Origin of the sequence: Streptomyces sp. NPDC001822 (assembly GCF_042892135.1) — a bacterium.
Taxonomy (GTDB): Bacteria; Actinomycetota; Actinomycetes; order Streptomycetales; family Streptomycetaceae; genus Streptomyces.
Genome location: NZ_JBIATW010000005.1, coordinates 267,935 through 286,022 on the forward strand (window position 1 = coordinate 267,935; position 18,088 = coordinate 286,022).

18 protein-coding genes are annotated in these 18,088 nt (G+C 71.5%); 3 read left to right on the forward strand and 15 right to left on the reverse strand.

Going from position 1 to position 18,088, the window contains the following annotated elements:
- Positions 1–54 precede the first annotated feature (54 nt).
- The gene (locus tag ACFYY2_RS14480) at positions 55–1,179 is read right to left on the reverse strand and encodes an XdhC family protein (protein ID WP_388741901.1); all 1,125 of its coding nucleotides are present in this window, start codon (positions 1,177–1,179) and stop codon (positions 55–57) included.
- 610 nt (positions 1,180–1,789) lie between these two features.
- Here ACFYY2_RS14480 and ACFYY2_RS14485 point away from each other — a divergent pair.
- Positions 1,790–2,425 (forward strand): cysteine hydrolase family protein, encoded by a 636-nt coding sequence (locus ACFYY2_RS14485; protein WP_388741904.1) that lies wholly within the window; start codon positions 1,790–1,792, stop codon positions 2,423–2,425.
- A 449-nt stretch (positions 2,426–2,874) separates the two neighbouring features.
- Here ACFYY2_RS14485 and ACFYY2_RS14490 read toward each other — a convergent pair whose 3' ends face one another.
- The 5 genes from ACFYY2_RS14490 to ACFYY2_RS14510 form a co-directional block, all read right to left on the reverse strand.
- Complete coding sequence (locus ACFYY2_RS14490) at positions 2,875–3,744, reverse strand: amino acid ABC transporter permease (RefSeq protein ID WP_388741906.1); 870 nt, start codon at positions 3,742–3,744, stop codon at positions 2,875–2,877.
- On the reverse strand, positions 3,741–4,385 hold the full coding sequence (locus ACFYY2_RS14495; RefSeq protein WP_388741908.1) for an amino acid ABC transporter permease: 645 nt from the start codon (positions 4,383–4,385) through the stop codon (positions 3,741–3,743). Before ACFYY2_RS14495 ends, ACFYY2_RS14490 begins: the two co-directional genes overlap by 4 nt.
- Positions 4,386–4,402: 17 nt before the next feature.
- A complete protein-coding gene (locus ACFYY2_RS14500; RefSeq protein ID WP_388741911.1) occupies positions 4,403–5,317 on the reverse strand; it encodes a glutamate ABC transporter substrate-binding protein in 915 nt (304 codons plus the stop codon).
- Positions 5,318–5,327: 10 nt separating this feature from the next.
- On the reverse strand, positions 5,328–6,071 hold the full coding sequence (locus ACFYY2_RS14505) for an amino acid ABC transporter ATP-binding protein (RefSeq protein WP_388741913.1): 744 nt from the start codon (positions 6,069–6,071) through the stop codon (positions 5,328–5,330).
- Positions 6,072–6,172: 101 nt separating this feature from the next.
- Positions 6,173–6,634 (reverse strand): DUF6278 family protein, encoded by a 462-nt coding sequence (locus tag ACFYY2_RS14510; protein ID WP_388741915.1) that lies wholly within the window; start codon positions 6,632–6,634, stop codon positions 6,173–6,175.
- Positions 6,635–7,276: 642 nt separating this feature from the next.
- On the opposite strand from ACFYY2_RS14510, the gene ACFYY2_RS14515 reads away from it, so the two are divergent.
- Both ACFYY2_RS14515 and ACFYY2_RS14520 read left to right on the forward strand, forming a co-directional pair.
- Positions 7,277–7,780, forward strand: a complete 504-nt coding sequence (locus tag ACFYY2_RS14515; RefSeq protein ID WP_388741917.1) for a DUF4352 domain-containing protein — start codon at positions 7,277–7,279, stop codon at positions 7,778–7,780.
- 129 nt (positions 7,781–7,909) lie between these two features.
- The gene (locus ACFYY2_RS14520; RefSeq protein WP_388741919.1) at positions 7,910–8,689 is read left to right on the forward strand and encodes an SDR family NAD(P)-dependent oxidoreductase; all 780 of its coding nucleotides are present in this window, start codon (positions 7,910–7,912) and stop codon (positions 8,687–8,689) included.
- A gap of 47 nt (positions 8,690–8,736) precedes the next feature.
- Here the strand turns inward: ACFYY2_RS14520 and ACFYY2_RS14525 are convergent, their stop codons facing one another.
- The 9 genes from ACFYY2_RS14525 to ACFYY2_RS14565 all read right to left on the reverse strand — a co-directional run bounded on the left by ACFYY2_RS14525 (position 8,737) and on the right by ACFYY2_RS14565 (position 18,060).
- Positions 8,737–9,516, reverse strand: a complete 780-nt coding sequence (locus tag ACFYY2_RS14525; RefSeq protein ID WP_388741920.1) for an exodeoxyribonuclease III — start codon at positions 9,514–9,516, stop codon at positions 8,737–8,739.
- A gap of 34 nt (positions 9,517–9,550) precedes the next feature.
- On the reverse strand, positions 9,551–10,198 hold the full coding sequence (locus ACFYY2_RS14530; protein ID WP_388741922.1) for an MBL fold metallo-hydrolase: 648 nt from the start codon (positions 10,196–10,198) through the stop codon (positions 9,551–9,553).
- A gap of 12 nt (positions 10,199–10,210) precedes the next feature.
- The gene (locus tag ACFYY2_RS14535) at positions 10,211–12,130 is read right to left on the reverse strand and encodes an alpha/beta fold hydrolase (RefSeq protein WP_388741925.1); all 1,920 of its coding nucleotides are present in this window, start codon (positions 12,128–12,130) and stop codon (positions 10,211–10,213) included.
- Positions 12,131–12,166: 36 nt separating this feature from the next.
- Entirely contained in the window at positions 12,167–12,799 is a 633-nt protein-coding gene (locus ACFYY2_RS14540; RefSeq protein ID WP_388741926.1) for a hypothetical protein, read from the reverse strand.
- Between the two features lie 70 nt (positions 12,800–12,869).
- Entirely contained in the window at positions 12,870–14,039 is a 1,170-nt protein-coding gene (locus ACFYY2_RS14545; RefSeq protein ID WP_388741929.1) for an ROK family glucokinase, read from the reverse strand.
- 133 nt (positions 14,040–14,172) lie between these two features.
- The gene (locus ACFYY2_RS14550; RefSeq protein WP_388741931.1) at positions 14,173–15,033 is read right to left on the reverse strand and encodes an ATP-binding cassette domain-containing protein; all 861 of its coding nucleotides are present in this window, start codon (positions 15,031–15,033) and stop codon (positions 14,173–14,175) included.
- On the reverse strand, positions 15,030–16,079 hold the full coding sequence (locus ACFYY2_RS14555; protein ID WP_388741934.1) for an ABC transporter permease: 1,050 nt from the start codon (positions 16,077–16,079) through the stop codon (positions 15,030–15,032). The genes ACFYY2_RS14550 and ACFYY2_RS14555 overlap by 4 nt, the downstream gene beginning before the upstream one ends.
- On the reverse strand, positions 16,076–17,059 hold the full coding sequence (locus ACFYY2_RS14560) for a substrate-binding domain-containing protein (RefSeq protein ID WP_388741937.1): 984 nt from the start codon (positions 17,057–17,059) through the stop codon (positions 16,076–16,078). Before ACFYY2_RS14560 ends, ACFYY2_RS14555 begins: the two co-directional genes overlap by 4 nt.
- A gap of 239 nt (positions 17,060–17,298) precedes the next feature.
- On the reverse strand, positions 17,299–18,060 hold the full coding sequence (locus tag ACFYY2_RS14565; RefSeq protein WP_388741940.1) for a GntR family transcriptional regulator: 762 nt from the start codon (positions 18,058–18,060) through the stop codon (positions 17,299–17,301).
- Positions 18,061–18,088 lie beyond the last annotated feature (28 nt).

Genomic DNA, 18,088 nt, shown 5'->3' on the forward strand with positions numbered 1-18,088 from the left:
CCGCACGGCCGGTGTGGCGCTCCCGCCCGTGGACACCGGGGGCGGGTGCGGAACTCACACACTCCGGTGGATGGGTGTGGCCGCACCGCTGAGGTGGGCGCCGGATCCTCCGTAGCGGTGGGCGACGATCTCCGCGGCGATCGACAGCGCGGTCTCCTCCGGCGTACGGGCGCCGAGGTCGAGGCCGATCGGGGAATGCAGACGCGCCACCTCCGCCTCGGTCAGGCCCGCCTCGCGCAGGCGGTCGAGACGGTCGAGGTGGGTACGGCGCGAGCCCATGGCGCCGATGTACGCCACGGGCAGGCGGAGGGCCAGTTCCAGCAGGGGGACGTCGAACTTCGCGTCGTGGGTGAGTACGCAGATCGCGGTGCGGCCGTCCACCCGGTCCGCGGCCGCCTCCTGGTCGAGATAGCGGTGCGGCCAGTCCACGACGATCTCGTCGGCGCCGGGGAACCGCAGCCGGGTGACGAACACCGGCCGGGCGTCGCAGACGGTGACCCGGTACCCGAGGAACCTCCCCACGCCGACGAGGGCCGCGGCGAAGTCGATCGCGCCGAAGACCAGCAGCCGGGGCGGCGGCACACTGGATTCCACCAGGAGGGTCAGCGGCGTCCCGCAGCGGCTGCCGTCGGCCCCGACGACGAGGGTGCCGGTGCGGCCGGCCGCGAGCATCGCGGCGGCGCCCCGCGCGGCGGTGCGGTCGCGCTCGGCGTCGCCCAGGCCACCCTCGTGGGAGCCGTCGGGGCGCACCAGAAGGGCCCGGCCGAGGAGTTCGGCGGGTCCGCCGACGATCCGGGCCACGGCTGCCGCCTCGCCGTCGACGGCAGCGGTCACGGCACGCACGAGTTCGGGACGCTCGCCGGGGTCGATCCGCTGGATCAGGATGCCGATCCGGCCGCCACAGGTCAGCCCGACCGAGAAGGCGTCCTCGTCCGAGTAGCCGAACTCCTCGTGGACGGTGGTGGGGCCCTCGCCGGAGAGCGCCTGCACGCACAGGTCGTAGACGGCGCCCTCGACGCAGCCTCCGGACACGCTCCCGATCACGTTGCCGCCGCCGTCGACGGCGAGCGCCGCCCCCGGCTGCCGCGGAGCGCTGCCGCCGGTGGAGACCACGGTGGCCACGGCGAACGGAAGGCCCCGCTCACACCAGCGGGACAGCTCTTCGGCGATGTCCAGCACAGGGGCTCAGCTCCTCCGGAAGACGCGTGACGCACAGGCGGGCGGGCCGGCGGGCCGGCGACGCGCGGGGGCCGCAGACCTCAGACCTCAGGCGACCGCCCGCCCTTTCCGCACGCACGCCGAAATCGTCCGCACGGCGCGTCATCGAATCACATTACGACACTACGCTCACGCCGCTCCGCCGGTAATTCACCGTGCTCGTGCGAGACCGCGAGCGAGTCGACCATAAACGCCGACCGCGGAATTTTCCGGCCGGGACGCGAGGCCGCCCGTTGGCCACGACGACGAATCGATCTGGCAAGGGCGAGTGCCTCGTGCGAGGATTATCTGACGCGGAGAACACGCGGGTGAGGGATTCCCGCACGGAAAGGCAAGCGCATGGATTCGATGCTCGAATCCCCGGAATTCCGGTCGCGGGCATCGGTCCGGCACGCAGCGCCGCCTTCCGGGCCGCGGGCGGGGACCGCCCTCGGTTGCCGCCCACCGCGCCCGAAGCCGGCCGCCCTCGTCGGGCCGTCCGGCAGAGGTCCGGGACGGCCCGCGAAGCCACATCGCGCGGCGCTCCCGCCACGGGTCCGCCGTTCGTCATCCGGACCATGAGGAGAAGCCCGTGTCCGAGACCTACGACCCCCGGCACACCGCCGTACTGCTGGTCGACCCCTACAACGACTTCATATCCGAGGGCGGCCTCAACTGGGACCGGCTCTCGCCGGTAGCCCTGGACGTGGGCCTGGTCGACCACCTGCGCAATGTGGTCGCGGCCGCCCGCGGGGCCGGCGTGCGTGTGGTGTTCGTCCCCCACCGCCGCTGGCAGCCGGGGGACTACGACACCTGGTCCTACCCGAACCCGACGCACCGGGCCATCCAGAAGAAGCACAGCTTCGCCCTCGGTACCTGGGGCGGGGAGTTCCACCCGGACTTCCAGCCGCAGGAGGGCGAGCTCGTCGCTCATGAGCACTGGTCGCAGAGCGGGTTCGCCAACACGGACCTGAACCTGCTGCTCCAGCAGCACGACATCAGTCACGTGGTGCTGATCGGCGTGCTGGCGAACACCTGCATCGAGTCGACGGGCCGCTTCGCCATGGAGCTCGGCTACCACGTCACGCTCGTCCGTGACGCCACCGCCGCGTTCTCCCCCGAGATGATGCACGCCGCGCACGAGCTGAACGGCCCCACGTTCGCCCACTCCATCGTCACCACGGAGGAGATCGTCTCCGTGCTCAAGGAGTTGACCGGCTCGGCCTGACCGGAAACCGCGGATCGCTGGTGCCGTGGCAGGCAAGGCCTGCCGGGGAGCTCTGCCTCCTGTCGAGGCGCCGGTTGTCGGCGGCCCCGCGTCGCACGGTCGTGCGACGCGGGCCCGGATCACTGGTGGAATCTGGTCGGCAACGCCCCCTCATCCTCTGTGCGGACGGGCATCGGGACGGCGGTTCGCCGTCGGCGCGGACTCGTGCCCCCGCGCCCACGGCTCCCGGCCGGCCCCGTGTCGCCCTGGCGACCGGCGGTGCCGGTCCTCATCACTCCGGCCGTACCCGGCCGGCACACAGCTGACCTTCTCCCCGACCGGGCACGGGTCGTCTCCCGGACCTCGGTGCGAGGGGTGATCACCGGCTGCTGCCGGGCGGGTCCGGCCGACGGCCGGTACCGCGGCGGACGAACGTCTGCCCGACGGGGCGGACGTTGCCCGACGCGGCACTAGCGGACGCCCGGCAGCATCGGTCCCGGTTCGGCGGGAGCCACGCCCGCGCCCTCGGCCTTCGGATCGCGGCGTTCGCGTTTCGCCACCCACGTGGCGAACCAGGAGAGCAGCATGCACATCCCGATGTAGATGGGTGAGATCACCATGACCACGGGGATGAACGGCAGCCCGTAGTCGAGGTTCGAGGCGATCAGCTTGCCGGCGTGGAGGAACTCCTCGTAGGTGATCAGATAGCCGAGCGAGGTGTCCTTGAGCGCGACGACCAGCTGGCTGATGATCGTCGGCAGCATCGCGCGGACCGCCTGCGGCGCCAGCACGTGCGAGGTGACCTGCGTCTTGCGCATGCCCAGGGCGTACGCCGCCTCCCGCTGCCCGCGCTCCACCGAGTTGATGCCCGTGCGGAAGACCTCGGCGAGCACCGAGCCGTTGTAGAGGGTCAGCCCCGCCACGAGCGCCGGGAGGGGCTGGACCTTGAGGGCCACGAAGATGAAGAAGATCATCACCAGCACCGGCATGGCCCGGAAGAACTCGACCAGCAGGGTCGCGAGCCAGCGCACCGGCCGGTGGTCGGACAGCCGCCCGACCGCGAGCACGGCCCCCAGGACCAGGGAGAGGACCGCCGCGTAGGCGAAGGCCTTGAGCGTGTTGCCGAGACCGCGCAGCAGCAGTTCCTGGATGCCCACGTAGATGAAGGGCGTCCACTTCTGGCTGGTGAACTGGTTCGTGTCGAAGAGCAGGTAGAGGATCCAGCCGAGCAGGCCGATGATCACGGCGGTCGCGGCGATGCCGTAGGCCCGGTGTCGCTTGCGCGTCGCGGGCCCCGGGATGTCGTAGAGCGCTGACGCCGAGGCGGTGGAACGGGTCATCGGGCGACTCCCCAGCGCTTCTCCATCAGGTTGAAGAGCGCGCTGATCGCGAGGGTGATGATGAGGTAGCCGACGGCGATCCAGACGAAGGACCAGATGATGCTGTAGCCGAGTTCGTTGAGGGTCTTGTACGTGCCCAGCAGTTCGGTGACGCTGAACGCCCCGGCGATCGCGGAGTTCTTGGCGAGAGCGATGAGCGTCGATCCCACCGGCGGGATCACCGAGCGGAACGCCTGGGGCAGCACCACGCTGCCCAGCGTCTGCCCGAAGGACATGCCGAGACTGCGCGCCGCCTCGCCCTGGCCGGTGGGCACGGTGTTGATGCCGGAGCGCAGGGCCTCGCAGATGAACGCGGAGGTGTAGCAGCCGAGGGCCAGGACCGCGAACACCTGGAAGGGCAGCACGAGTCCGAAGCGCGGCAGGCCGAGGAGTACGGCGAAGAACAGCAGGGTCAGCGGGGTGTTCCGCAGCACCGCCACCCAGACGGTGCCGACCACCCGGAGCGAGCCGACGGGAGCGACCCGGAAGGAGGCCATGACGAAGCCGAGCACGAGCGCCAGGACCGAGGCGTAGACGGTGAGTTCCAGGGTGCCCAGGAATCCCTCGGCGTAGAGCGAGAAGTTGTCTGTCAGTACGTCCATGGTGGTGGCGGGGCCCCTCAGTTCGCCGGGTAGCGGTCGATGGGCGGCGGTGTCGGCGCGGGTACCCCGGAGAGGCCCAGGGTGGCTTCGAACGCCTTCTTCCAGTTGCCGTTCTTCTCGTTCTCCTCCAGCGCGTCGTCGAGCGCGAGGCGCAGCGCCGTGTCGCCGCGCGGGACGCCGATGCCGTACGGCTCCTCGGAGAAGGGCTTGCCCACCACCTTCATCTCGTCCGGGGCCTTGGCCGCGAAGCCGAGGAGGATGGCGTCGTCGGTGGTGACGGCGTCGACCTGGAAGGTCAGCAGGTTGTCGACGCAGATCGAGTACGTGTCGTAGGCGACCAGGTCGGCCCTGGGGTAGTCGGCGGCGATGCGCTGGTAGGGGGTCGACCCGGCGGCCGAGCACACGGTCTTGCCCGCCAGGTCCTGCGGGCCGTGGATGTCGTTCTCGTCGGTGCGGACCAGCAGGCCCTGACCCGCCATGTAGTAGGGCCCGGCGAAGCCGACGAGCTTCTTGCGCATGTCGTTGATCGTGTAGGTGCCCACGTAGTAGTCGATCTGACCGTTCTGGAGCGCGGTCTCGCGGTTCGCCGAGGCGATGGTGCGGAAGCGGATCGTGGCGGGCCGGAAGCCGAGGGAGGCCGCCATCATGCGGGCGATCTCGATGTCGAAGCCGGAGTAGACGCCGGTGGCCGGGTCCTTCTCACCGAGGTACGGCTGGTCCTCCTTGACCCCGACGGCGAGGTAGCCGCGTCTCTTGGCCTTCGTCCACGTCCTGGACTCCGGAAGCCGGAATCCGGTGTCGACGGTGTACCGGGGCAGGGCACCCGCCTTCGGGCCCTTGACCGGGGGGCTGCCCTCCCTGCCGCACCCCGCGGCGAACGCGGCGAGCAGGAGGCAGACCAGCAGGGCCGCGATGTTCCTCGTACGCAACACGGTGCCCCTGTCAGTGCTTGAGGATCTTGGACAGGAAGTCCTTGGCGCGGTCGCTCTCCGGGGCGGTGAAGAAGTCCTCCGGGGTGCGGTCCTCGACGACGCGTCCGTCGGACATGAAGACCACACGGTTGGCCGCGGAGCGGGCGAACCCCATCTCGTGCGTGACGACGACCATGGTCATGCCCTCGCGCGCGAGCTGTCGCATGACCTCCAGGACCTCGTTGATCATCTCCGGGTCGAGTGCGGAGGTCGGCTCGTCGAAGAGGAGCGCCTTGGGGTCCATGGCGAGGGCCCGTGCGATGGCGACGCGCTGCTGCTGTCCGCCGGAGAGCTGGGCGGGGAGCTTGTCCGCCTGCGAGGCCAGCCCTACCCGCTCCAGGAGTTCCCGGGAGCGCTGGTCGGCCTCGTCCTTCCTGCGCTTGCGGACCTTGAGCTGCGCGAGGGTCACGTTCGCCAGCACGGTCTTGTGGGCGAACAGGTTGAACGACTGGAAGACCATGCCGACTTCGGCCCGGAGCTGCGCGAGGCCCTTCCCCTCCGCGGGAAGCGGCTTTCCGTCGATGGTGATGTGGCCGGACTCGATCGTCTCGAGTCTGTTGATGGTCCGGCAGAGGGTCGACTTGCCCGATCCGGAGGGGCCGATGATCACCACCACCTCCCCGCGGCCGACGGTGAGATTGATGTCCCGCAGTACGTGCAACTCCCCGAAGTACTTGTTGACGTCCCGCAGTTCGATCAACGGATCGACGGCCATACGCTGCCCTACCCACTTGTCGACGGTGTCGAGGTCAGCGCAAACTATCCGGGGCGGACGAACCCTTCGGGCCGACACGCACCGGCCGCGGATAAGGCTGTTTATCGCGCTTTGACCTCCGGGCCGCTCTCCGCCGACTCCGCGTACATCTCCGAGAGCTCGGGGCTGCCCGAGACCGCCCAGTCGAGACCCGCGGCGACGACGTCGATCTCCCGTCCCGATGCCAGCCGCACCACGGGCCGCCCGGCGGCCAGGATGTCCCACGCGGCGCCGGGCACGGTGCGCACCAGCACGGTGCCGAGGTAGAGGCCCGCGTCGTTGCCGACCCAGGGCAGCTCCTCCGGGTCGTCGCGCCAGATCGGCGGCAGCTGGTCGAGCGCGGACAACGAGGCGGGGCTGTCGTCCAGTTCGAGTCCGCACTGTCCCGCGCGGGCGCGCAGCAGCTCGCATTCCGCGAGCAGTTCCGCCACGCCGTCCGGGTCGGTCCTGACGGCGTCCTTGAGGGACGCCGCCCGCGTACCACCGTGCCGTTTGCGCCAGTTGTCCAGGAAGGGAATGTTCATGGCCGGGTCCTTCGGGGAGCGTCGACGTCGTTTCTCGGACCGTGCGGAGAGTCGGTGGGCCTGCATCCCGCCCGCCTGCCGGCCGGCGCCGGTTCCGGCGTGTCTGTCTTCTCCATGACCATCTCTCAGTCGACTCCCACTCGCTCCCCCGTCGCTCACGGGAACAACTCCCTCTGAAGCGCCGCCTTCAGGATCACCATGACACAAATCCCGCTCCTGGTCCCCGCACCCCGGGGGTGTGGGCGACGGCCCTGGACGCGTGTGGCGCACGGGGATCGGATCGGAGGCTTTTCGGCCGTGCGCGACGTGTACACGGGTTCGACATCCGGCCGGCAGTTCCTGCTTGAAGCGTATGCCGGAGCGCCTCGGGGCGAGACCCGGTGCGCCGTGCGCCACGACCGTTCCGGCGGGCCGGGTGCTCTACGCTCGCCACCGCCACCGGTCGGTCACAGCTCCGTCACCAACGGAACATCTGCCTCCCCCGCCGCGCGCCCGGCCGCTACGGTCTTGCCCCGGCGATCCGTCCTTGGGGGGCACATGTCGTATCCGGAGCCGCGGTCCGAGCGTCCGCACGGCGGAGGTCCGGGGCCTCACCCGCCTCGGCAGCCCCGACGGCGCAGGGGAGGCGGTGCCGGGAGGATCGTGGGCTTCGGCTGCCTCGGCATCGTCGGGCTCGTCCTCGTTTTCGCCATCGGCAGTGCGGCCCTGCTCGGCGGTGAGGAGGACGGTGCGCCACGCGGCGCCGAACCCGTCGCGACCGCGTCCGCCACCGGCGCGGGCAGGGATGGCGACGGCACGGAGACGGCCGGGCGGGAGACGCGTGGACCGGCCGTCGGGTCCGTGGGGATCGTGGCGACCCCGACGGCCTGCCGGAGCGGCACGGCCTGCACCGCCGTGCGGATCACGGTCACGAACAACGGAGGGACCGACATCGGCGTCGACCCGCTTGCCTTCTCGCTCACGGACGCCGACGGCGGCAGGCACCCGGCCGAAGCGGCAGGGGACGAGAACCTGATCGCGACGGTCGTCCTGGCCCCCGGCGAGGACGTGACGGGCACCGTGGCGGCGCAGGGCACGTTCACGCCTGCCCACGTGACCTTCGTCGACGGCATCACCGGTGTGAGCGTCCGCGCCGAGGTCGGCTGACGAGCGACGCGACCGCGGCAGGGGTACCGCCGAAGCGAGCCGTCGGCCGCGCGCCGCCCGCCGCTCGCAGGCAGAGCCGGCTCCGGCCCCGCCCCGGAGGCGGTCCGGCCGGCTCTCTAGGGTACGGGGATGACCTCCCAGAACTATCTCTCCGAACTCTTCTCGCTGGAGGGCCGGGTCGCCCTGGTGACCGGCGGCAGCTCCGGCATCGGTCGCGGGATCGCCGGTGCGCTCGCGCACGCGGGCGCGCGTGTGGTGGTCGTGGCACGCAGGGAGGCGGAGCTGGAGCGGACCGTGGACGAACTCACCGCCGAGGGCTGCCGGGTGGCGTGGGTGAGTGCCGACCTCGGGACGAGTGAAGGGGTACGGACCGCGGCGGAGGCCTCGACGGCCGCCTTCGGCGAGCCCGACATCCTCGTGAACTGCGCGGGCATCAACCTCCGGCCCCCGATGAGCGAGCTGGACGAGGACGTCTGGGACACCACGATGACGGTGAACCTCAAGGCGCCCTACCTGCTGGGACAGCGCTTCGGGCCCGGCATGGCCGAGCGGGGATTCGGCCGCATCATCCACATCACCTCGCAGCAGGCACACCGCGCTTTCGTGCAGAGCGGCGCCTACGGCGTCTCCAAGGGTGCGCTGGAATCACTGGCACGTTCGCAGGCCGAGGCCTGGTCGCCGCACGGCGTCACCTGCAACACGCTGGTACCCGGTTTCGTCATGACCCCGCTCAACGAGCGGTTGTCGTCCGACCCGGAGCGGGTCGCGGCGCTGGCGGCCCGCACGATGGTGGGGCGCAACGGGCTCGCCGGGGACTTCGCGGGCGCCGCCGTGTTCCTGGCGAGCGCCGCCTCGGCCTATGTGACGGGCCAGTCGCTCTTCGTCGACGGTGGCTTTTCCGTGCACTGACCGAGGCCCGACGCCGGGCCGGTTCCGCGGAACCGGCCCGGCGGCCGTCAGACGTCGAGGTCGACGACCACCGGGGCGTGGTCGGACGCTCCCTTGCCCTTGCGCTCCTCGCGGTCGACGTAGCTGTCCTTGACCGCCGCCGCGAAGGGGGCGTTGCCGTAGACCAGGTCGATGCGCATGCCCCTGTTCTTCGGGAAGGCGAGCTGGCGGTAGTCCCAGTAGGAGTACGGGCGGTCGTACTTGAGGGGGCGCGGCACCACGTCCGAGAGTCCCTGCTCGCGGAGTGCGGCGAGCGCGTCCCGCTCGGCGGGGGTGACATGGGTCGCCCCCTCGAAGACGGCCGGGTCCCAGACGTCCTCGTCGGTGGGCGCGATGTTGTAGTCGCCGAGGACGGCGAAGGGCAGCGCTCCCGCCGCGTCCCCGGCGACGGCCTCCCGCAGGGCTTCGAGCCAGCGCAGCTTGTAGGCGTAGTGCTCGTGGGCGACCTCGCGGCCGTTGGGCACGTAGACGGACCAGACGCGGACGGGCCCACAGGTCGCCGAGACCGCCCTCGGCTCCTGCAGGCCCTCGTAGGCGGGGCCGCCGGGCAGACCGGTCACGACGTCGGCGAGACCCACGCGGGAGAGCAGCGCCACGCCGTTCCACCGGCCCGTGGCGTTGACCGCGGACTCGTAACCCGCCTCGCGCAGGGCTTCGGCGGGGAACTGTTCGAGCGTGCACTTGGTCTCCTGGATGCACAGCACGTCGGTGCCGCTGCTCTCCAGCCAGGCCAGCAGCCGGGGAAGCCGGGCGGTGATCGAGTTGACGTTCCAGGTGGCGATGCGCATGCGGTAAACCTAGCCGCTCCCACTGACAGCCGGGTCAGAGACGGGTCGCGTCGCCCGGTGTCAGCCGCCCGTGGTCCGTGCCGCCCAGCGCTCCGATCTGCGTGTCGTAGATCGGACGGGCGAGATCGGTGAGCAGCGCGTCGTGGATGTCGATGGCGCGGCGCGGCTTGACCTCGCGCACGTAGTCGATGACCTCCGAGATCTTGTTCCAGGGGGCCATCACCGGCAGCATCAGCGTGTCCACGGGCCGGTCCGGCACGGTGAGCGCGTCGCCGGGGTGGAAGACCGAACCGTCCACGAGGAAGCCGATGTTGGTGATCCGGGGAATGTCCGGGTGGATCACCGCGTGCAGTTCGCCGTGCACCTGTACGCCGAACCCGGCGGCGTCGAAGGTGTCGCCGTGGCCCACGGTGTGCACGCGTCCCGGGAACGCGGCGGACATCCGCTCGGCCACACTGCGCAGGGTCCACAGCCGCAGCGCCGGATCGGCTTCGAGAGCAGCGCGCAGGCGCGCCTCGTCGAAGTGGTCCGGGTGTTCGTGCGTCACCAGGATCGCGTCGGCACCGACGACGGCGTCGTCCTCGGTGAACCCGCCCGGGTCGATCACGAGCGACTGCCCGTCCCGCTCCAGGCGGACGCACGAGTGGGTCTTCTTGGTGAGCGTGAGAGGCGAAGCGTTCATGCCCCCATCCTGCTACGCGGGCGGGGTGGTTTCCTCCTGGATGACGGACCGCGCGATCTCGAACGCGGCGCCGGCGGCCGGAATGCCGCAGTAGACGGCGGTCTGGAGCAGGACTTCCTTGATCTCGACGGGGGTGAGCCCGTTGCGCAGGGCCGCCCTGACGTGCTGGGCGAGGCCGCCGAGATGGCCCGAGGCGACGACGGCCGTGAGCGTGACACAGCTGCGGGCCTTGCGGTCGAGGCCGTCCCTGGCCCAGATCTCCCCCCACGCGTAGCGGGTGAGGAGCTCCTCGAAGTCGTCGGTGAAACCGTCGGACGCCGCTGTCACGGCATCGACGTGGGCGTCTCCCAGGACCTCGCGCCGCACCTTCATCCCGCGCTCGCGCGCATCGCCGCGGCCCGCGGTGGAGGCGTCGGGCAGTTCGCCGGCCGAGGCGATCTCCGCGACGGGCACCACGGGGGCGGACGGGACCGCGAAACCGGGGGACGGTGGTACGGGGATCGACGCCAGGGTGTCCTGCCAGGCCGTCGAGAAGTGCATGAACAGCAGGTCGGTGACCGCGGCCGGCTGCTCGACCGGAGCGAGGTGCGAGGCTCCGGGCACGAGGGCGAGACGGGCGTCCGGGATACCGGCGACCAGGTTCCGCGCCTCGGCGGGGCCGGTGACCTTGTCGTCCGCTCCCACGAGCACGAGCGTCGGAACACCGATGCGCGAGAGTTCCGTACGGATGTCGAAGGCGGCCAGGGCCTCGCAGGAGGCGATGTAGCAGCCGGGGTCGGTGGTGCGGACCATCTGGACGGCCCACTCGACGATGGCGGGCTGGGCAGCCGCGAAGCCGGGGGTGAACCAGCGCTCCGGGGAGGTGCGGGCGATCGGCTCCAGGCCGTTGCTGCGGACGATCACCCCGCGCTGCCGGAACTCGTCCGCGGTGCCGAAGCGCGGTGAGGCGGCGACGAGCGCGAGCGCGGCGATCCGGTGGGGGTGGCGCAGGGCGAGGTCGGCTCCGACGGCACCGCCGATGGAGCAGCCCGCGTAACCGAAGCGCTGGACACCGACGCTGTCCAGCGTCGCGAGCAGCCGGTCGGCGAGGTCGCTGACGGCGGCGGCGGGATGCGCGGGGGCTCCGCCGTGGCCGGGCAGGTCGTAGCGGAAGATCCTCCAGTGCTGCGACAGCTCGGGTATCTGGCGGTCCCACATGTGCCAGGTGGTGCCGAGGGAGGGCCCGATCACGAGGACCGGGGCGTCCTCAGGTCCGTCGAAGCGGTACTGGAGGAGCCTGTCGGAGTGCGGGGCCTGCCGTACCTGTCCGGGGTGCGGGGCCTGCGGGGCGGCGGAGCCGGGGCGGGCGCCCTGCGGGAGCTGCCCGGGGTGCGGGGCCTGCCCGGGATACGGAGCCTGGCCGGGCTGCGGGACGTCGGGGGTGTGCGGGGCGAAACCGGGCTGCGGCGCCGGCTGTCCGTGCGGGGCGAAGCCCGGCTGGGGGGCCTGCGGGGCGAGACCGGGCTCAGGGCGCTGCGGCGCCTGCGGGGGGAAACCGGGCTCCGGACGCTGCGGTACGAAGCCCGCCTGCGGTCCCTGCGAGGCGCCGGCGGGCTGCCGCCCCTGCGGCGGGAAGCCCGGCCGGGACCCGTCGCCGGCCTCGGGCCCGCCGTGGTGCGGTCCGGGAACCGCCTGCGGGATCTGGGCGGTCACCTGGGACGACGCCGGGTCGGCCGGGCTGTGGCCGGGCCGGTCGGCCGGGGGCCGCGACAGCGGGTCGGCCGCCCGTGGCGGGGGGCCGGGGACGGCGTGGGGGGCCTGCGCGTACGGCTGTCCCGGTACGGGTCCGGGCACCTGCGGGAGCTGCCGGATCACCTCGCCCTGCAGGGGCTCGGGGTGGGCCGTCTGCGGGGGCCGGGCGGGCTGCGGGGTCGTCTCGCTCACTTCACTCACTCGCTCCAGGGTAATGAGCGGCCCGCCCGCTCCCCCTCAGGGGGTCGCCGCGGACACCACGTAGACGACCGGAGCCGCCGGATCCGTCATGTTGACGGTGATGTGCTGGGTGGGGCGCGGATCCTTGTTCTTGTGGACCGTGCCCGCCCAGTCGACGCCCGGTCCGAAGAACCACCCGGTGACCTTGAGGTCCCGCGCGCCGATCGTGACCTTGCCGGTCTCCAGCGCCGCCCGGCCGGTCCCGACGCCACTCAGGAAGCGGTCGAGGCCTGCGGAGGTCGTACGGAACTTCACGTACATCCTGCTGGCTTTCCAGTTGTTGGTCTCGTAGTACTGCACCCCGACCGCGTTGCCCGGGACGGGCAGTTCGAAGATGCGGCGCTGCATTCCGGACGGCCAGTCCTCGCGCAGCCCCTGGGCCGCGGCCTCCGCCTCCTTGTCCTTGCCCGACCGGCGGCTCTGGCCCGCGGAGATCACCAGGTAGCCCGCCGGGATACCGATCAGCAGCACGATGATGGTCAGCGTGATCAGGCGGCGGCGCGTCACCCTGCGCCGGTCCTGCGGCGGCGTCCCGTCACCGCCCCCGGGGGAACCCGACGGCCCGGACGACCCCGCGGCGCCCGACGAAGGGGGCTGGCGCGGCACGATGTGGTGCTCGGCTGCGGTCATGGTCGGTGATCCCTCGATGCTGCGGTACGGAGTACGGGTGGCCGGATGCGCCGCGTCGTGCGGTGGCGGATCAGTCGGCGGAGCTGCGGGTGCCGCGCGTGTTCCTGATGGTGCTCGCGGCCTGGTCGTAGAACTGGGCGTAGCGCTCGTAGCGCTCGACCCTGCGGCGGTTCGTGCGGCGGAAGCGCCGGGCGACCAGGCGGGCGAGGTCGGCGGCACCGACCATACCGGCCTCGGGGCCGAGCTGTGCCTTCGCGATCCGTGCCTCGGGGCGGTAGCCGCGGCCCGTGAGGTGGCGCTTGAAGGCTTCCCTGGCCGGGCCGATCAGCAGGTCGTCCGCCGCGCTGACCCCGCCCCCGATGACGAAGCACGAGGGGTCCAGCGCGGCGGCGAGGTTGGCGATGCCCACGCCGAGCCACTGGCCGATGTCCTGGAGCAGCTCCACGCACATCGCGTCGCCCTCGCGGGCGAGTTCGGTGATGAGCGGCCCGGTGATCTCGGGGATGTTGCCCTTGACCCGCTCGATGATGCCGTGCGCCACCGGGGAGTCCGCCGCGGCCAGTTCCCTGGCCTCGCGCACCAGGGCGTTGCCCGAGCTGTACTGCTCCCAGCAGCCGCGGTTCCCGCACGGGCAGCGGTGCCCGCCGGGCACCACCTGCATGTGGCCGAACTCACCGGAGACGCCGTACTTGCCGCGCTTGACGTGGCCGTCCTCGAGGATGGCCCCGCCGATGCCGGTGCCCAGCGTGATCATGACGAGGTGGTCCTCGCCGCGCCCGGCGCCGAACCGCCATTCCGCCCAGGCCGCAGTGTTGGCGTCGTTGTCGACCATGACGGGGACGACGAGCCGCGAGGCGATGGCGTCCCGGAGGGGCTCGTCGCGCCAGGCGAGGTGCGGTGCGAAGAGCACCCTGGAGCGGTCCGCGTCGACCCAGCCCGCCGCGCCGATGCCGACGGCGTGCACGTCGTGGCGGTCGGAGAGGTCCAGGACCAGCTCGACGATGGTGTCCTCGACGACCTTGGGGCTCTTGGACTTGTCCGGGGTCTCCGTGCGGAGGGTCTCCAGGATGTTGCCGTCGGCGTCGACGACGCCCGCCATCACCTTCGTCCCGCCGATGTCGATGCCGACGGTGGGGACGCGGGGCGCCGTGAGGTGCGAGCGCCGCTCCCTGGTGCCGACGGTCCGCAGGACGGTGGCGCGGGCGGAGCCGCGGTGTGTGAAGTCGCGGTACGTGCTCATCGTCCCTGCGCAGGTCGGGGGGCCGGTCGGGTGCTCGGTCCGGCGGCGGACGGCGTCCGCCGTGCACGATTCTGCCACTCCCGCGCCCCTGGAGCCGGTCTCCGGATCAGGGGCGCGGGGTGCGGAACGTGACTTAAGGGGCGTCTTCCCCGGCCCGGCGGGGCCCGTGGAGGTCCGGGGCGGGAGCCCGTTCGAGCTCGTGGCTGAGCTCCTCGAGCTCGCTCCCACCTGCCATCTGGCGGGTCAGCTCGTCCAGGGTGACGTCGTCCCGGGTGTGGCTGCCGGACATCGCGCCCCGCTTGAGGAGGACGAAGCGGTCGCCCACGAGGTAGGCGTGGTGCGGGTTGTGCGTGATGAGAACCACTCCGAGCCCGGCGTCCCTGGCGGCCGCGACGTACTTGAGGACGACGCCGGACTGCTTGACGCCGAGCGCCGCGGTCGGCTCGTCGAGGACGAGGACCTTGGCGCCGAAGTACACGGCACGGGCGATGGCGACGCACTGCCGCTCACCCCCGGAGAGGGTGCCGATGGGCTGGTCGACGTCCCGCAGGTCGATGCCCATGCGCAGCAGTTCCGCACGCGTCGTCTCGCGCATCCGCCGGACGTCGAGGCGCTTGAAGGGGCCGGTGCCCCTGGTCGGCTCCGAGCCCAGGAAGAAGTTGCGCCACACCGGCATCAGCGGCACGACGGCGAGGTCCTGGTAGACGGTGGCGATGCCCCGGTCCAGCGCGTCGCGCGGATTGGCGAGGGTCGTCTCCTCCCCCTCGATGAGGAACGTTCCCGCGTCGTGCTTGTGGAGACCCGCGATGATCTTGATGAGGGTCGACTTGCCGGCTCCGTTGTCACCGAGGACGCAGGAGATCTCCCCCGCCCGGACCTCCAGCGAGACGTTCTCCAGGGCCTTGATGTTGCCGTAGTACTTGCTGACGTCGTCGAGCTCGACCAGCGCCGGACCGGCCGTGTCCCGGGGTGCGGGAGCCTGGGTGGCCGTCATTTCGTCGCCTCCGCGCGCTTGCGTACCCATGCGTTGAGCAGGGTGGCCAGGAGCAGCATCGCCCCCAGGAAGAACTTGAACCAGTCGGGGTTCCACTCCGCGTACACGATGCCCTTGCTGGTCATGCCGAAGATGAGGGCGCCGATGGCCGATCCGATCGCGGAGCCGTAGCCGCCGGTGATCAGGCAGCCTCCGATGACGGCCGCGATGATGTAGATCAGCTCGTTGCCGACGCCTTCGCCGGACTGTACGACGTCGTACGAGAACAGCAGGTGCTGCCCGGAGATCCAGGCGGCGAAGGCGACACCGAGATAGAGCCCGATGCGCGTGCGGACCACCGGGACGCCGACCGCGCGGGCCGCGTCGGCCTGGCCGCCGACGGCGAAGATCCAGTTGCCGAAGCGGGTCCGGATCAGGATCCAGGTGGCGACCGCGACGAGCGCCACCCACCACAGGATGGTGACCTTCAGCTCGACGCCGCCGACGGTGAGGTAGGACGCGAAGATCTTGCGGGCCGACTCGAAGCCCTCCATGTCTCCGATGGCCTTGGTGGACACCGTGTCGCTGATCAGCTTGGTGAAGCCCAGGTTCAGGCCGGTCAGCATCAGGAACGTGCCGAGCGTGATGATGAAGCTCGGCAGTTTGGTCCGGGTCAGCATGAAGCCGTTGAACGCGCCGAAGCCGAGGGTGACCACCAGCGACACGAAGACGCCGACCCAGACGTTGACGGTCAGCTGGTAGCTGAACATCGAGGAGATCAGCGCCGAGCTGGTCACCATCACACCGGCGGAGAGGTCGAACTCGCCGCCGATCATCAGGAGCGCGACCGGCACGGCCATGATCCCGATGGTCGAGGCCGCGTAGAGGACGGTGCCGAGGCTGGAGGGCCGCAGGAAGCTGTCGGCCACGATCGCGAAGAACAGGAAGACGGCCACGGCCCCGACGACCGAGCCGAGCTCCGGCCGCCCGAGCAGCTTGCGCAGGGTCGAGGTGTGCAGCAGGCGTTCGTCGGTGCGGGACGCCGCCGGTTGACCGGTCGCGGTCATCGGGTTCCCCGCTTCGCGTACTCCGCCAGGGCGTCGGCGTCGTCCGCGGTGATGATCTGCGGCCCGGTCAGGACGGGGCGGCCGCCGCCGAGGACGTTCCGGTTGTAGCGGTAGAGCCAGAGCAGGTCGACGGCCTCGTAGCCCTGGAGATAGGGCTGCTGGTCGACGGCGAAGCCCAGCGAGTCGTCCTGCAGCCCGGCGGCGACGCTCGCGTTGAGGTCGAAGGTGTCGATCTCGGCCTTGCTGCCCGCGGTCTTCTTCGCCTTGACGGCCGCGGCGGCGAACGGTGCGCCGAGGGTGACGACGGCGTCGATGCTCTTGTCCGCGCCGAGCTTGGCCTCGATCGAGGCCTGGACGTCGGGCAGGTTCGTGCCGTCGACGTAGAGGTTCTCCATCGTTCCGTCGAAGGTCTTCTTGGCCCCGGCGCACCGCTGCTCGTGGCCGACGTTGCCCTGCTCGTGCAGGACGCACAGCGCCTTCTTCCGGCCGCGCTTGCCGAGCTCGTCCCCTACGGCCTCGCCCGCGATGGACTCGTCCTGGCCGATGTGGGTGAGCGCGCCGAAGGCCTTGGACTCGGCCGATCCGGAGTTCACCGTGATCACGGGGATGCCCGCCTTGACCGCCTTGGCCACGACCGCCTTCAACGAGTCGGGCTTGGCCAGCGAGACGACCAGGCCGTCGACCTTCTTGTCGATCGCGGTCTGGACGAGCTCGGCCTGCTGCTGCCCCTCGGCGCTGTGCGAGTACAGGAAGTTGATGTTGTCCTTGCGGGCCGCCATCTCGGCACCGCTCTGGACGATGTCCCAGAAGGTGTCGCCATCACCCGAATGGGTGACCATGGCGAACGTCCAGCGGGGCGTGTTCACCGCGGACCGGCCCTCGGCGGCCTGCCTGGCGGCGCGCTCCTCCGCCCGCTTGCCGCCGGTGCTGCTGCATCCCGCGAGGGAGGCCGCCAGCACCGATGCCAGCACGGCGCCCATCACGCGTACCCCTGTCCGAACCCTTGCCACGACGCCGTGCCCTTCTAGTGCTGCTCGCTGTGCTGCCTGGTGAGACCGGGAGAGCGGACTCGCCGCCCGGCCGGGCCAAGTATCCCCGAGCCCGGACCGGCGTGGCCCGGCAGGGGCGCGGGCCGCGCCCTCCGGACGTTCTAGCGACCTAGCATGACCCCGTCAATGCTCTTGTCCGAACATTCTGACGCGGAACCGCCCGGAGCCGGTCAGGGGCGGGCGAGCAGCTGGAACTCGAAGGCGTACCGCGAGGCCCGGTAGACGTGCGAGCCGAACTCGACCGCCCGGCCGCCGTCGTCGAAGGTCGTGCGCTCCATCGTCAACAGCGGGCCTCCCACCGGCTCCGAGAGCGGTTCGCCCTCCTCGGCGGTGGCGGCCCGGGCGCCGATGGTCTGGCGCGCGCTGTGCAGGGTGATCCCCGCGCCGCGCATCATCCGGTAGAGGCCCGTCGCCTCCAGCCGCTCCGTGCCGAGGTCGAGCAGCCCCGGCGGGAGGTGGTTGCGCAGCAGGGCCACCGGTTCGTCGTGCGCGTAGCGCACCCGCTCGACGAGATGCACGTCACTGCCCTCCCCGACGCCGAGCGCGGCGGCGACCTCGGGCCCGGCCGGCTCGACCGTGTTGCGCAGGACCCGGGTGGCGGGCCGCCGGCCGGCGGTCTCCAGGTCGTCGAACAGGCTGCTCAGTTCGAGCGGGCGTTTGATGCGGCTGTGCACGATCTGCGTTCCGACACCGCGCCGGCGCACCATCAGGCCCTTGTCGACGAGTGACTGGATGGCCTGGCGGACGGTGGGCCGGGAGAGGCCGAGCCGGGCGGCGAGGTCCAGCTCGTTGCCGAGGAGGCTGCCGGGTGCGAGCCGCCCCTGCTCGATGGCCGCCTCCAGCTGCTGGGCCAGCTGGTGGTAGAGCGGCACGGGGCTGGTGCGGTCCACGCCGAGCCCCAGGGCGGCGGAGTCGGGGGCGGGTCTGGGCACGGCAGGGAGCGTACCGCGTACCTGCGCG

Coding starts and splice junctions, on each gene's coding strand:
- ACFYY2_RS14490 (WP_388741906.1), bottom strand. CDS start 3,744: ATGACCCGTTCCACCGCCTCGGCGTCAGCGCTCTACGACATCCCGGGG.
- ACFYY2_RS14495 (WP_388741908.1), bottom strand. CDS start 4,385: ATGGACGTACTGACAGACAACTTCTCGCTCTACGCCGAGGGATTCCTG.
- ACFYY2_RS14505 (WP_388741913.1), bottom strand. CDS start 6,071: ATGGCCGTCGATCCGTTGATCGAACTGCGGGACGTCAACAAGTACTTC.
- ACFYY2_RS14510 (WP_388741915.1), bottom strand. CDS start 6,634: ATGAACATTCCCTTCCTGGACAACTGGCGCAAACGGCACGGTGGTACG.
- ACFYY2_RS14520 (WP_388741919.1), top strand. CDS start 7,910: ATGACCTCCCAGAACTATCTCTCCGAACTCTTCTCGCTGGAGGGCCGG.
- ACFYY2_RS14525 (WP_388741920.1), bottom strand. CDS start 9,516: ATGCGCATCGCCACCTGGAACGTCAACTCGATCACCGCCCGGCTTCCC.
- ACFYY2_RS14530 (WP_388741922.1), bottom strand. CDS start 10,198: ATGAACGCTTCGCCTCTCACGCTCACCAAGAAGACCCACTCGTGCGTC.
- ACFYY2_RS14540 (WP_388741926.1), bottom strand. CDS start 12,799: ATGACCGCAGCCGAGCACCACATCGTGCCGCGCCAGCCCCCTTCGTCG.
- ACFYY2_RS14545 (WP_388741929.1), bottom strand. CDS start 14,039: ATGAGCACGTACCGCGACTTCACACACCGCGGCTCCGCCCGCGCCACC.
- ACFYY2_RS14550 (WP_388741931.1), bottom strand. CDS start 15,033: ATGACGGCCACCCAGGCTCCCGCACCCCGGGACACGGCCGGTCCGGCG.
- ACFYY2_RS14555 (WP_388741934.1), bottom strand. CDS start 16,079: ATGACCGCGACCGGTCAACCGGCGGCGTCCCGCACCGACGAACGCCTG.
- ACFYY2_RS14560 (WP_388741937.1), bottom strand. CDS start 17,059: ATGGGCGCCGTGCTGGCATCGGTGCTGGCGGCCTCCCTCGCGGGATGC.